Genomic DNA, 12,939 nt, shown 5'->3' on the forward strand with positions numbered 1-12,939 from the left:
CGCCCGCCGCGGCAGCGGCTGGTGTCTACGTCTCCTCCGCCCTGCAGCCGCACGCACCATACGCCGCCGGGCCCGCCCTGCGGGCGGACGACGGGAACCCGATGGCAGGGCCTCGGGTACGGTTGGCCGTAGCGGGGCTCGACCGAAACTGAGGGATTCATGGGACTCACCATCGGCGTCGACATCGGCGGCACGAAGATCGCGGCCGGCGTGGTCGATGAGGAAGGCAACATCCTCTCGACCCACAAGGTGCCGACCCCGGGCACGCCCGAGGGCATCGTGGACGCCATCGCCGCCGCCGTAGAGGGTGCGCGCGCCGGGCACGAGATCGTCGGCGTGGGCATCGGTGCCGCCGGTTACGTCAACCGGCAGCGCTCCACGGTCTACTTCGCGCCCAACATCGACTGGCGCCAGGAGCCGTTGAAGGAGAAGGTCGAGGCCCGTGTCGGCCTCCCCGTGGTCGTGGAGAACGACGCCAACGCCGCCGCCTGGGGCGAGTACAGGTTCGGCGCCGGCAAGGGCCACCGCAACGTCATCTGCATCACGCTCGGCACCGGCCTCGGCGGCGGCATCATCATCGGCAACAAGCTGCGCCGCGGGCACTTCGGCGTCGCCGCCGAGTTCGGTCACATCCGCATGGTCCCGGACGGGCTGCTGTGCGGCTGCGGCTCGCAGGGCTGCTGGGAGCAGTACGCCTCCGGCCGTGCCCTGGTCAGGTACGCCCACCAGCGTGCCAACGCCACCCCCGAGAACGCCGAGATCCTGCTCGGCCTCGGTGACGGCACCCCCGAGGGCATCGAGGGCAAGCACATCTCCATGGCCGCCCGCCAGGGCGACCCGGTCGCCGTCGACTCCTACCGCGAGCTCGCCCGCTGGGCCGGCGCCGGCCTCGCCGACCTGGCCTCCCTCTTCGACCCCTCCGCCTTCATCGTCGGCGGCGGCCTCTCCGACGAGGGCGAACTGGTCCTGGACCCGATCCGCAAGTCGTACAAGCGCTGGCTGGTAGGCGGCAACTGGCGCCCGGTGGCCGAGGTCATCGCCGCCCAGCTGGGCAACGAGGCGGGATTGGTCGGAGCCGCCGACCTGGCCCGGGAGCCCGACCCGATCATGTGATCGCCGCCCACTGGGCCCACCTTCTTCTCAGGGGCGCGAGGAACCGCGCGACCAGCCACACACGACCGGCAGTCGCCCACCCGCCTCGCGCCCCCACCCGGTGGGCGTAGATTGATCCACATGGCGCCGCTCCCCAACTCCCACACCGAGCCCGACGGTTCCGCCGTCATCCGCGTCCTCAGCTACAACATCCGCTCCATGCGGGACGACACCCAGGCCCTGGCCCGTGTCATCAAGTCCTGCGCCCCCGACCTGGTCCTGATCCAGGAGGCGCCCCGGTTCTTCCGCTGGCGCAAGAAGCTCGCCCGCCTGGCCGCCGCCTCCGACCTGGTGATCCTCACCGGCGGAGCGACCGCGGCCGGCCCGGCCGTCCTCTGCGACCTCCGCGCCACCGTGGAGCGCACCGAGGACGTTCTCCTGCCCCTCACCCCCGGCCTGCACCGCCGCGGCTTCGCGACCGCCGTCGTCCGGTTCGGCGGTGCCCGCCTCGGCGTCACCAGCTTCCACCTCAGCCTCCAGCAGGACGAGCGCTACGAGCAGGGCGGCATGCTCCTCGACCGGGTCGCCGGCATGGGCGTGGAGCACGCCATCGCCGGCGGCGACCTCAACGACCGCCCCGACGGCCGCACCTTCCGCCGCCTGGCCGACGCCTTCCAGGACTGCCGTACCACCGCACCCTGGGGCGGCGAGTTCACCTCCGGGTCCACCGACCCCCGTCAGCGCATCGACGCGATCTTCGCGACCAAGGGCATCGAGGTGCTCGGCTGCGGCGTGCCCCTGGACCAGCCGGGCGTGACCGAGGCCGACCTGGCCAGGGCGACGGACCACCTGCCCGTGCTGGCCGCGCTTCGGGTGCCCGCGGCCTGAACCACAGCCGCCGGACGGAGTCCGCCGAGAGGTACAGCCCCGAGGGCGGCCACCGACCGTCTCCCGGTCCTGGCCGCCCTCAGGGTCCCCGCCGATTCCCGGCCGGCTACGGCCGCTGCTTCACCTTGTCCACGACGGCCCAGCTGTCGAGGTACGAGAGCTGGGTGTACGTCTTCATGGCCGCGCCGTCGCCCGAGGTGCGCACGTCGCGGAAGCCGAGGAACTCGTACGTCACGGGATCGAAGATGAAGTAGCCGCCGAAGCCCACCGAGCCCTTCGGGAGCGTCGGGTCGTCGTACGTGATGGCCACACCGGTACGTCCCTTCGCGTCCTTCTGGGCCGGGACCACCTTCATCCCCGGCACCATGCCGAGCGCCTCGTACGCCGCCGGACGCAGCCCCTCCGGCATCACCGGGACCAGCTTCAGCAGCCCGGCGAGGCTGAAGTGGATGTTCCACCAGTCCTCGTCGGTGAGCTCGTCGAGCGAGGTCTTCCTGCCGCCGAACTCGTTCGTGATCGACAGGATCAGCTGCTTGGGATCGGTCGGCAGCTTCCGCAGCCTGCCCCAGTCCTGCGGCGGCCAGACGCTCTCGCCCTTCTGCAGCGGCGGCGACCACCAGCCCTTGCCGATCTCCATCGTCCAGCCCCGCTTGGAGCCGTCCACCGAGCGCCAGTTCTCGTCGGTGTAGCTCCTCGTGGCACCGGTCTTCTGGTTCGTCTCCTTGATGATCTCCTTGGTGTAGATGAACTGGTCGTCGCGCGGGCTGGCCGTCCGCTCGTGCTCGCGCTCGTACGCGGCGGCCCCCTTGAGCACCGTCTGCGCGCTCACGTTCCGCATCGCGGGCGCGCTGGTCGCCGACGGCTCCGCCGTGCGGTGCGTGCGGGTACCGTCGTCGTCCCGTACGGCGACCAGGACGCCGGCGGCGACCGCGGCGGCCAGTCCGGCCGTCAGGGCGACGCGCAGGACGGGGCGGCGCTGCCGCACCCGCGGGGCGGGCCCGTTCATCGCCGCGCGCAGGCGCGCCCGCGCCCGCTGCCTGGTCTCGTCGTCGAGCGGGGGAGACCCCATGTCGAAGTCCCTCAGTTCACGCAGTTCGTCGATGTCACGCACGGGCGTCCGCCTCCCGGAAAGCCGTCGGATCGGTTCCGCCCAGTGCCTCGCGCAGTCTGCCGCGAGCCCGGTGCAGTCGTGATCTGATGGTGCCGACCGGCACCCCGAGCGCCTCGGCGGCCTCCTCGTAGTCGAGGTCCGCCCATGCCACCAGCAGCACTACATCGCGATGCCGGGCGGACAACCCGCCCAGCGCGGCCGCCAGTTCCCGGCGCACCCCCGTGGCACCGGCCCTGGCGACCGCGCGGTCCGCGACCGGCTCCTCGTGCACCACCGGCTCCGGCAGCCGGGACAGCGCCTTGAACCGGCGTGCCTCGGCCCGGCGGTGCCGGCTCACGAGGTTGGTCGCGATGCCGAACAGCCACGGGCGGGCGTCGGCGCGTGCGAGGTCGTACGTGTGGCGTCGCTGGAAAGCGGTGATGAAGGTCTCCGCCATCAGGTCCTCCGCCGCCTCCGGACCCAGCCGCCGGGCCGCGTAACGGTGCACGGCGTCGGCGTACCGGTCGAAGAGCACGGCGAACTGCTCGGGCTCGTCCCGGGACCGCGCGATCACCCGGGCGTCGCTGTCCTCGCGATCCTCGTCGCGGGTGCCGGTGCCCGGTGGTCCTACGGTCATCGGGGCTCCTTTCCGTTCGTTCGAACGCCTCGAAGGCCTGGCGGTTCACCTCTCCTTCGCCGGTCGGCCGAACCGGGTTCCCTTTTCGGCGCAGGGGGCGCGCCCGGAAACGCGAGAGCCCGTCCGGAGCGACTCCGGACGGGCCCTCGGGCGGAAGCGGATCGGTCAGACGACGGCTCCCCGCCCGGGGTCGCCGTCCTCGTCGTCGTCGGTCTTCATCCTGGTCACGAGCGTGACGAAACCGCCGAGGAACCCACCGATCCCCGCCGTCGCCAGCCACCAGGTCATGTCCCAGCCGAGCAGCACCGCCACCAGCAGCAGGATCGGGCCGCCCACCACGCCCAGCCAGGCGAACCTGGCGGTCGTGTCGGCGGTCGGCAGCGGCGGCGGCTCGGGCGGCACGAAGTGCCCCTCGTCGTCATCGTCGAAGTCGTCCTCGGACGGCTCCGGCGCCGTGTAGTCGCGCGGGCCCACCCCGGGCGCGAAGGAGATGGAACTGCCCAGGGGCTGCGCGGGCCGCTGCTCCTCGGCCGCCCCTGGTTCGGCGGCGTCCTCTTCCATGGCCGGCAGCGCGAGGTCCTGCACCGGCTTGTACGGCGTCGCGCCCGGCGGGTCCGGCGGCTCCTCGCCGTACCCCGCGACGATCGCCGCCCAGGCGGCCGCCTCGTCGAAGGGCACCCCTGTCTCGTCCGGCTCGCGGTCCTCGCGGTCGGAGTCGTGCTCAGCCAACTGCGGCCGTCCCTTCCTTGCCGACACTGGGTGCGAGCCGGCCGATGAAGGCGAGGCTCCCCTCGAAGATCCGGTCCGCGTCGTGGTCCAACGTCGCCACGTGGTAACTCTGTTCCAGCACTACCTCCGTTACGTCCGTGGAGGACACCCGGCTCAGGATCCGGGCCGAATCGACCGCCGGAACCACATGGTCCTGGGTGCTGCGCAGGAGCAGCAGTGGCTGGGTCACCTGCGGAAGCTCGCCGTCCACCTGGCGGAAGAATTTCCGCAGCGAGTGCGCGGCATGCAGCGGCACCCGGTCGTACCCCACCTCCGCGGCGCCCGGCTTGGCGATGTCGCTGGCGATGCCCCTGGTCGTGCGGACCAGATGCCGGGCCACCGGAAGGGCGTACGCCGACAGGCCGTGCACCTTGTTCGCCGGGTTGACGATCACCACGCCGTCCACACCCGTCCCGTTCTTGGCGGCCAGCCTGAGTGCCAGGGCGCCGCCCATGGACAGGCCCGCCACGAACACCTGCGAGCAGCGCTCGCGCAGCAGGCGCAGCTCGCGGTCCACCTCCGCGTACCAGTCGTGCCAGCCGGTGACCTGCATGTCCTCCCAGCGGGTGCCGTGCCCGGGCAGCAGGGGCACGGACACGGTCAGACCGTGTGCCGCGTGGTGCTCCGCCCAGGGGCGCAGCGACTGGGGCGAGCCGGTGAAACCATGACAGAGCAGGACACCGGCCTCCCCGCCGTCATGGCGGTACGGCTCGGCTCCGGGGAGAACCGGCACCTTCGGTCTCCAATTCACGAGAGGGGACAGGAACTGAGAGAGGCACGAACGACGACTTCGGATGTCCTTCACCGTACGCGACGGCACTGACACCGACCAGGGTCGTCGGGGCCATTCCCGGCGCTCCGGGTTAAGGTCTCATCGACGGAAACGGGAGGCACTCGGGTGTTGTACGGCGCGATGAAGGTCGCTATCGGGGGACCGCTGAAGGTCGCCTTCAGGCCCTGGGTGGAGGGCCTGGAGAACGTCCCGGCCGAGGGCCCGGCGATCCTGGCGAGTAACCACCTGTCCTTCTCGGACTCGTTCTTCCTGCCCGCGGTGCTGGACCGCAAGGTCACCTTCATCGCGAAGGCCGAGTACTTCACCACGCCCGGTGTGAAGGGCCGCCTCACGGCCGCCTTCTTCAAGGGCGTCGGGCAGCTCCCGGTGGACCGCTCCGGCGCGCGCGGTGCCGGCGAGGCGGCGGTGCAGAGCGGCATAGACGTGCTGGAGCGCGGCGAGCTGTTCGGCATCTACCCGGAGGGCACCCGCTCGCCCGACGGCCGCCTCTACCGGGGCAAGCCCGGCGGCCTCGCGCGCGTGGCGCTCGCGACGGGCGCCCCGGTCGTTCCGGTCGCCATGATCGACACGGAGAAGATCCAGCCGCCGGGGCAGGTGATGCCCAAGCTGATGCGTCCGGGCATCCGGATCGGCAAGCCGCTGGACTTCAGCCGTTACCAGGGCATGGAGCACGACCGGTTCGTGCTGCGCGCGGTGACCGACGAGGTCATGTACGAGATCATGAAGCTCTCCGGCCAGGAGTACGTCGACATCTACGCGACGGCCGCCAAACGGCGGATCGCGGATGCCGCCAAGGCCGAGAAGGAGGCGGCGAAGGCCGAGAAGAAGGCCGTCGAGTCCTAGACCGGCGGCACGGGGGGACTGCGGGACTGCGGGACTGGGGGGACTGGGGGGACTGGGGGAGATGACAAAGCGGGAACGCGTCATACGGATGTCGGTCGAGCAGCCCCTGTGGCGTGCCCTGACCGGCTACCGCCTGCTGACCCTGCTGTACGCGATCGGCCTGTTCGCGTCCGCCTACGACGACTACGACCGTCCGGGTGTCGCGATCGCCTACTACGCCGTCCTGACCGTCTGGACGCTGGCGACCCTGCCCCGCGTCCAGAACGCGGCCGCCTGCACCAAGCGCTTCCTCGCCGTCGACCTCGCGATCGCGCTCACCGGCATCGTGCTGACGCCCTGGGTGGTCACCCAGGGCCATATCGACCGCGGCGGCCCGACCCTGCCGTCGATATGGACGGCCGGCTCGGTCCTGGCCTACGCCCTCAAAGGCGGCTGGCGCTGGGCCGCGTTCGCCTCCACGCCGGTCGCCGCCGCCAACCTGGTCGAGCGCGGCCACCCGGCCCGCGACACCGTCCACAACGTGATCCTGGTCTGGGTCGCCTCCATCGCCATCGGGTACGTCGTCGAGGTGGCCCGTGCCTCCGAGCGCACCCTGGCCCGCGCCCTGGAGATCGAGGCGGCGACCCGGGAGCGGGAGCGGCTCGCCCGGGACATCCACGACAGCGTGCTCCAGGTGCTGGCGATGGTGCAGCGCCGGGGCGCGGTCCTCGGCGGCGAGGCGGCCGCACTGGGCCGGATGGCGGGGGAGCAGGAGGTGGCGCTGCGCACCCTGGTCTCCGGAGGTCTGGTGCCGCTCTCCCGGGCCTCCGAGGACGCGGCCGAGGGCGCGCTCGTACGCCTCGTCGAGGAGCCGGACGACTCCGGTCCCGTCGACCTGCGCACGCTGCTCGCGCCGTACGCCGGAGCCCGGGTGAGCCTGGCCGAGCCCGGTGCGCCGGTGGAGCTGCCGCCGGGTGCGGCGCGCGAGCTGGCCGCGGCCGTCGGTGCCGCCCTGGACAACGTGCGCAGTCACGCGGGGGCCGGGGCGCGGGCCTGGATCCTGGTCGAGGACGAGCCCGACGAGATCGTGGTGTCCGTACGGGACGACGGCCCCGGTATCCCGGAGGGCCGGCTCGCCCAGGCCGAGGGGGAGGGGCGGCTCGGGGTGGCCCAGTCCATCCGGGGGCGGCTGCGCGACCTCGGCGGCAGCGCCGAGCTGTTCTCGACTCCCGGGCAGGGCACGGAAGTAGAGCTGAAGGTACCGAAGGTCTCCCTGGGGAAGGCGGAGCGGCGATGAGCATCAGGGTCATGGTGGTCGACGACCACCCCATGTGGCGCGACGCGGTCGCCCGGGATCTGGCCGAGTCCGGTCTCGAGGTGGTCGCCACCGCGGGGGACGGCGAGCAGGCGGTGCGCCGTGCCAAGGCCGCCGCGCCCGACGTCCTCGTCCTGGACCTCAACCTGCCCGCCAAGCCCGGCGTCCAGGTCTGCAAGGAACTCGTCGGCCACAACCCGGCCTTGCGCGTGCTGGTGCTCTCGGCGAGCGGGGAGCACGCCGACGTCCTGGAGGCGGTGAAGTCCGGCGCGACCGGCTACCTCCTGAAGTCGGCCTCGACCGAGGAACTGCTGGACGCGGTCCGCCGTACCGCGGTCGGCGACCCGGTGTTCACGCCGGGCCTGGCCGGTCTGGTGCTCGGCGAGTACCGCCGGCTGGCCTCCGAGCCGGCGCCGGCCGCGGACGCCGGCGGTCCCGACACGCCCCGGCTCACCGACCGCGAGACCGAGGTGCTGCGGCTGGTCGCCAAGGGCCTGAGCTACAAGCAGATCGCCGAACGCCTGGTCATCTCGCACCGCACGGTCCAGAACCACGTCCAGAACACCCTCGGCAAGCTCCAGCTGCACAACAGGGTGGAGCTGGTCCGGTACGCGATAGAGCGCGGTCTCGACGACGGCCCGGAAGGCGACTGATCTGATCTTCGCGGCCCGAACGTAAACCAACCGCCCGACAATTCACCGGAATTGCCCTTCCGCGCCCATCCCTGTGTGACCTGGATCACCACTAGCGTGAGCCCCACCAGGCAACCGCGGCGAAGGGACATTTCCATGCGGGTCGGAGTACTGACCGGAGGCGGCGACTGCCCCGGGCTCAACGCCGTCATCCGGGGCATCGTCCGCAAGGGCGTGCAGGAGTACGGCTATGACTTCGTCGGCTTCCGGGACGGCTGGCGCGGCCCCCTCGAAGGCGACACCGTCCGCCTCGACATCCCCGCCGTGCGCGGCATCCTGCCCCGCGGCGGCACCATCCTCGGCTCCTCGCGGACCAATCCGCTGAAGCAGGAGAACGGCATCCGCCGGATCAAGGACAACCTCGCCAAGCTGGAGGTCGAGGCGCTCATCGCGATCGGCGGCGAGGACACCCTCGGCGTCGCCGCCCGCCTCACCGACGAGTACGGCGTGCCCGTCGTCGGCGTACCGAAGACCATCGACAACGACCTGTCCGCCACCGACTACACCTTCGGCTTCGACACCGCGGTCGGCATCGCCACCGAGGCCATCGACCGGCTGCACACCACCGCCGAGTCCCACATGCGGGTGCTGGTCTGCGAGGTGATGGGCCGGCACGCCGGCTGGATCGCCATCCACTCCGGCCTCGCCGGCGGCGCCAACGTCATCCTCATCCCCGAGCAGCGCTTCGACGTCGACCAGGTGTGCGCCTGGGTCACCTCCCGCTTCAAGGCGTCGTACGCCCCGATCGTGGTGGTCGCCGAGGGCGCCATGCCGAAGGACGGCGAGATGGTCCTCAAGGACGGATCGCTGGACTCCTTCGGGCACGTCCGGCTGTCCGGGGTCGGCGAGTGGCTGGCCAAGGAGATCGAGAAGCGCACCGGCAAGGAGGCCAGGACCACCGTCCTCGGGCACATCCAGCGCGGCGGCACCCCCAGCGCCTTCGACCGCTGGCTGGCCACCCGCTTCGGCCTGCACGCCATCGACGCCGTCCGGGACGGCGACTTCGGCAAGATGGTGGCGCTGCGCGGGACCGACATCGTCCGGGTGCCGATCGCGGAGGCCACGGCCCGGCTGAAGACCGTCGACCCGAAGCTGTACGAAGAGGTCGGCGTGTTCTTCGGCTGACTCCGAGTCCGGGCGGGCTCCCACCCCGACAGGGCCGGACCCGCCCGGAACGGCTTCCCGGACTACCGGGCCGGCCGCCGCTCGGAGCACGTGCCGGCGCCGCGCAGCTGACCGATCAGCTCCCGCACCACGGCCGCGCCGTTCAGGGAGAGGACCGACTCGGGGTGGAACTGCACCCCGGCGAAGCCAGGTCCCCGCACCGCGTGCACCTCGCCGTTGTCCGCCCGGCTCACCTCGACCCCGTGCGCCGCCAGCTCCCGTGCCGTGTCCTCGTCACAGCGGGCCACGAAGCTGTTGTAGAAACCGACGGTCTCCGGGCGCCCGAACAGGTCCACAGCCGTCTGCGCCCCCTGGTACGGCACCTCCTTCCGCACGATCTCCAGGCCCAGTTCGGCCGTGATCAGCTCGTGCCCCAGGCAGACGCCCAGCACCCCGTGCCGGTGCTCCCGGAGCACGGCCTCCGTCAGCCGCCGCAGGAACCGCATCTTCGGATCGTCCAGGTCCGACGGGTCACCGGGCCCCGGGCCGAGTACCACCGGCCCCTCGTGCGCGAGCACCGCCGCCCGCAGCCCCGGCTCGTCGTAGCGCCGGACGGTGACGTCGAGCCCGGCCGCCCGCAGCACATGCGCGAGCATCGCCGTGAAGGTGTCCTCGGCATCCACCACCAGCGCGTGTCCCGCCAGCTCCGCGGTCCGCTCCTGCATCCGCAGCCAGAACGGCGCCAGCGCGGCCCGGCGCCCGTCCAGCGCGGCCCGCACCCGGGGGTCGTCGGCCAGCCGGGGCCGCGCCCCCTCCGCACGCGGCCGTGCCGGTCGTACCCCGAGGGCCGCGAGGACCCCCGCCGCCTTCGCGTGCGTCTCCGCGACCTCGCCCGCCGGGTCCGAGCCGCGCACCAGGGTGGCGCCGACCGGGACCCGCAGTCCGCCGTCCGCGTCGATGTCCGCGGTGCGGATCAGGATGGGGGAGTCCAGGGTCTGGGCGCCGGCAGATTCTTCCCCCCCGCCACCCGCGTACCGGCCGAGCAGGGCCAGCGCCCCCGCGTAGTAGCCGCGCCCACCGAATTCGTGCCGCTCGATCACCCGGCAGGCGTTCTGCACCGGCGAGCCCGTCACGGTCGCCGCGAACATGGTCTCCTTCAGGACCTCCCGCACGTCCAGCGAGGACCGGCCGCGCAGCTCGTACTCCGTGTGCGCGAGGTGCGCCATCTCCTTCAGCCGCGGCCCGACGACCACACCGCCCATGTCGCCCACCGTGCACATCATCTTGAGCTCCTCGTCGACGACCATCGACAGCTCCTCGATCTCCTTGCCGTCGGCGAGGAAACCGAGCAGATGCTCCGGGGTGGGCCCCTCGGCCGGATAGCGGTACGTCCCGCTGATCGGGTTCATCACCACCGTGCCGCCGGACATCCGGACGTGCACCTCCGGACTGGCGCCGACCAGCGTCCGGTCCCCGGTGTGCACCACGAACGTCCAGTACGCGCCCCGCTCGCCCTCCAGGAGCCGCCGGAACAGCGCGAGCGCGTCGGCCCGGCCGAAGCCCGGGATCCGGCCCTGGTACGTCCGCCGGATCACGAAGTTCGCGCCCTCGCCCCGGCCGATCTCCTCGCGCAGCACCCGGCCGACGATCTCCGCGTACTCCTCGTCGTCGACGTCGAAGCCCCCGTCCTCGACCCGCACCGCGTGCGCGGGCAGCTGCGCCAGGGCGTCCGCCAGGGGCAGGGTGTGGGTCTCCTCGGGGGTGAGGACCAGCAGGGGCGTGCCGTCGTCGCGGACGTCGAAGCCGCGCTCGCGGATCTGCCGGAACGGGATCAGGGCGAGCCCCTCCTCGGGCAGACCGGCCAGCCGGTCACAGCTGGTGACCGGGCCGAGCAGCACCTCCACCGTGCTCTCGTCGTGGCCGGGAGTACGGCGCCGGAGCAGGGCGAACGGGCGCTCGTCGTGGAGCAGCTGGGTCAGGTCCATGGTCCTCTGCGATCCCTTGCGGTGGGGAGAGGAGCGGCCCCGGAAACGCCGAAGGCCGCCCTCTGGGCGGCCTTCGCGAAGTCTTGCGTACGCGCAGTCAGTGGGCCGCCGGAGAAGCGGTCCACCACCAGTTCTGGTTCGAAAGCGCGAACATGCGCATACCGTACCGCACCCCGCCCTCCGTCCACAGGACAATCACTCCGTCTCACCAGTCGAGCCAGGGAAAAAACAGGCGACACGACCCCGTAATGTTTACGGGGTGACAGTGAACGCTAAGACCGGCCCGAGCGCCGGCAACACCTGGCGAGACCTGCCCGCGGCGCAGCAGCCCGAGTACCCCGACACCGAGGCTCTGCGCGCAGTCGTCGCGGAGCTGGAGTCGTATCCGCCGCTCGTCTTCGCGGGCGAGTGCGACCAGCTGCGCGCCCGGATGGCGGCCGTCGCCAAGGGAGAGGCGTTCCTCCTCCAGGGCGGCGACTGCGCCGAGGCCTTCGACGCGGTGTCGGCCGACCAGATCCGCAACAAGCTCAAGACCCTCCTCCAGATGGGCGCCGTGCTGACGTACGCCGCGTCCGTCCCGGTGGTGAAGGTGGGCCGGATCGCCGGCCAGTACTCCAAGCCGCGCTCCAAGCCGACCGAGACCCGTGACGGGGTGACGCTGCCGACCTACCGGGGCGACTCCGTCAACGGCTTCGCCTTCGACGAGGCCTCCCGGGTCCCGGACCCCGAGCGGCTGAAGCGGATGTACAACGCGTCCGCCTCCACGCTGAACCTGGTGCGTGCCTTCACCACCGGCGGCTACGCGGACCTGCGCCAGGTGCACGCCTGGAACCAGGACTTCGTGAAGTCCTCCCCGTCCGGCCAGCGCTACGAGCAGCTCGCCCGCGAGATCGACAACGCGCTGAACTTCATGCGGGCCTGCGGCGCGGAGCCCGAGGAGTTCAAGACGGTCGAGTTCTTCTCCTCGCACGAGGCGCTGCTGCTGGACTACGAGTCCGCCCTGACCAGGGTCGACTCCCGCACCGGCAAGCTGTACGACGTCTCGGCGCACATGGTGTGGGTCGGTGAGCGCACCCGGCAGCTGGACGGGGCGCACATCGAGTTCGCCTCGAAGATCCGCAACCCGATCGGTCTCAAGCTCGGCCCGACCACCACGGCCGAGGAGGCGCTGAAGTACATCGACCGCCTCGACCCGGACCGCGAGCCCGGCCGGCTGACCTTCGTCGTCCGGATGGGCGCCGACAAGGTCCGCGACAAGCTCCCCGAGCTGGTCGAGAAGGTCACCGCCTCGGGCGCCACCGTCGCCTGGATCACCGACCCGATGCACGGCAACACGTACGAGGCAGCCTCCGGCCACAAGACCCGCCGCTTCGACGACGTGCTCGACGAGGTCAAGGGCTTCTTCGAGGTCCACAAGACGCTCGGCACCCACCCGGGCGGCATCCATGTCGAGCTCACCGGTGACGATGTCACCGAGTGCGTGGGCGGCGGCGACGAGATCTTCGTCGACGACCTGCACCAGCGTTACGAGACGGCCTGCGACCCGCGCCTGAACCGCAGCCAGTCCCTCGACCTGGCGTTCCTGGTCGCGGAGATGTACCGCGACCAGTAGGCGGCCCTACGGGGAGTCTCGCGGGAAGTGGGGGGGGGGGGACACGCGACCCCCGCCCCCCCCCCCCCTTTTCCCTCCCCCGTGGTGGGGGGGGTGTTGGTTTTTTCCCCCCCCCACCTGGGGGGAGACACCCCCCCGTCC

General features: G+C 71.8%; 13 protein-coding genes. 7 read left to right on the forward strand and 6 right to left on the reverse strand.

Annotation, left to right across the window (positions count from 1 at the left end; translation table 11 throughout):
* Positions 1 to 159: 159 nt before the first annotated feature.
* Positions 160 to 1,113, forward strand: a complete 954-nt coding sequence (locus tag ACZ5K7_RS41445; protein WP_351695374.1) for an ROK family glucokinase — start codon at positions 160 to 162, stop codon at positions 1,111 to 1,113.
* A gap of 120 nt (positions 1,114 to 1,233) precedes the next feature.
* Complete coding sequence (locus ACZ5K7_RS41450) at positions 1,234 to 1,980, forward strand: endonuclease/exonuclease/phosphatase family protein (protein WP_468922417.1); 747 nt, start codon at positions 1,234 to 1,236, stop codon at positions 1,978 to 1,980.
* A 106-nt stretch (positions 1,981 to 2,086) separates the two neighbouring features.
* On the opposite strand, the gene ACZ5K7_RS41455 is transcribed toward ACZ5K7_RS41450, so the two are convergent.
* The 4 genes from ACZ5K7_RS41455 to ACZ5K7_RS41470 all read right to left on the reverse strand — a co-directional run bounded on the left by ACZ5K7_RS41455 (position 2,087) and on the right by ACZ5K7_RS41470 (position 5,208).
* Positions 2,087 to 3,091, reverse strand: coding sequence for a CU044_5270 family protein (locus ACZ5K7_RS41455; protein WP_468922420.1), 1,005 nt, complete (start codon positions 3,089 to 3,091; stop codon positions 2,087 to 2,089).
* Complete coding sequence (locus tag ACZ5K7_RS41460) at positions 3,084 to 3,707, reverse strand: RNA polymerase sigma factor (RefSeq protein ID WP_351695368.1); 624 nt, start codon at positions 3,705 to 3,707, stop codon at positions 3,084 to 3,086. Before ACZ5K7_RS41460 ends, ACZ5K7_RS41455 begins: the two co-directional genes overlap by 8 nt.
* Positions 3,708 to 3,872: 165 nt before the next feature.
* Positions 3,873 to 4,436 (reverse strand): hypothetical protein, encoded by a 564-nt coding sequence (locus ACZ5K7_RS41465; RefSeq protein WP_468922423.1) that lies wholly within the window; start codon positions 4,434 to 4,436, stop codon positions 3,873 to 3,875.
* Positions 4,429 to 5,208: an alpha/beta hydrolase gene (locus ACZ5K7_RS41470; protein WP_351695364.1), complete on the reverse strand. Its 780-nt coding sequence runs from the start codon at positions 5,206 to 5,208 to the stop codon at positions 4,429 to 4,431. The genes ACZ5K7_RS41465 and ACZ5K7_RS41470 overlap by 8 nt, the downstream gene beginning before the upstream one ends.
* Positions 5,209 to 5,388: 180 nt before the next feature.
* Between ACZ5K7_RS41470 and ACZ5K7_RS41475 the strand changes: the two genes are divergently transcribed.
* The 4 genes from ACZ5K7_RS41475 to ACZ5K7_RS41490 all read left to right on the forward strand — a co-directional run bounded on the left by ACZ5K7_RS41475 (position 5,389) and on the right by ACZ5K7_RS41490 (position 9,222).
* Positions 5,389 to 6,111 (forward strand): lysophospholipid acyltransferase family protein, encoded by a 723-nt coding sequence (locus ACZ5K7_RS41475; protein ID WP_351695362.1) that lies wholly within the window; start codon positions 5,389 to 5,391, stop codon positions 6,109 to 6,111.
* 61 nt (positions 6,112 to 6,172) lie between these two features.
* Entirely contained in the window at positions 6,173 to 7,387 is a 1,215-nt protein-coding gene (macS, locus tag ACZ5K7_RS41480) for a MacS family sensor histidine kinase (protein WP_450971726.1), read from the forward strand.
* The gene (locus tag ACZ5K7_RS41485) at positions 7,384 to 8,058 is read left to right on the forward strand and encodes a response regulator transcription factor (protein ID WP_351695358.1); all 675 of its coding nucleotides are present in this window, start codon (positions 7,384 to 7,386) and stop codon (positions 8,056 to 8,058) included. The genes macS and ACZ5K7_RS41485 overlap by 4 nt, the downstream gene beginning before the upstream one ends.
* A 135-nt stretch (positions 8,059 to 8,193) precedes the next feature.
* Positions 8,194 to 9,222: a 6-phosphofructokinase gene (locus tag ACZ5K7_RS41490; RefSeq protein ID WP_351695356.1), complete on the forward strand. Its 1,029-nt coding sequence runs from the start codon at positions 8,194 to 8,196 to the stop codon at positions 9,220 to 9,222.
* A gap of 62 nt (positions 9,223 to 9,284) precedes the next feature.
* Here ACZ5K7_RS41490 and ACZ5K7_RS41495 read toward each other — a convergent pair whose 3' ends face one another.
* Both ACZ5K7_RS41495 and ACZ5K7_RS41500 read right to left on the reverse strand, forming a co-directional pair.
* Positions 9,285 to 11,186: an anthranilate synthase family protein gene (locus ACZ5K7_RS41495; protein ID WP_468922430.1), complete on the reverse strand. Its 1,902-nt coding sequence runs from the start codon at positions 11,184 to 11,186 to the stop codon at positions 9,285 to 9,287.
* Positions 11,187 to 11,283: 97 nt separating this feature from the next.
* Positions 11,284 to 11,346: a trp operon leader peptide gene (locus ACZ5K7_RS41500; RefSeq protein ID WP_351733318.1), complete on the reverse strand. Its 63-nt coding sequence runs from the start codon at positions 11,344 to 11,346 to the stop codon at positions 11,284 to 11,286.
* 99 nt (positions 11,347 to 11,445) lie between these two features.
* Between ACZ5K7_RS41500 and ACZ5K7_RS41505 the strand changes: the two genes are divergently transcribed.
* A complete protein-coding gene (locus ACZ5K7_RS41505; protein WP_351695352.1) occupies positions 11,446 to 12,798 on the forward strand; it encodes a class II 3-deoxy-7-phosphoheptulonate synthase in 1,353 nt (450 codons plus the stop codon).
* Positions 12,799 to 12,939: the final 141 nt, after the last annotated feature.

Source organism: Streptomyces sp. NPDC031497 (assembly GCF_055580905.1).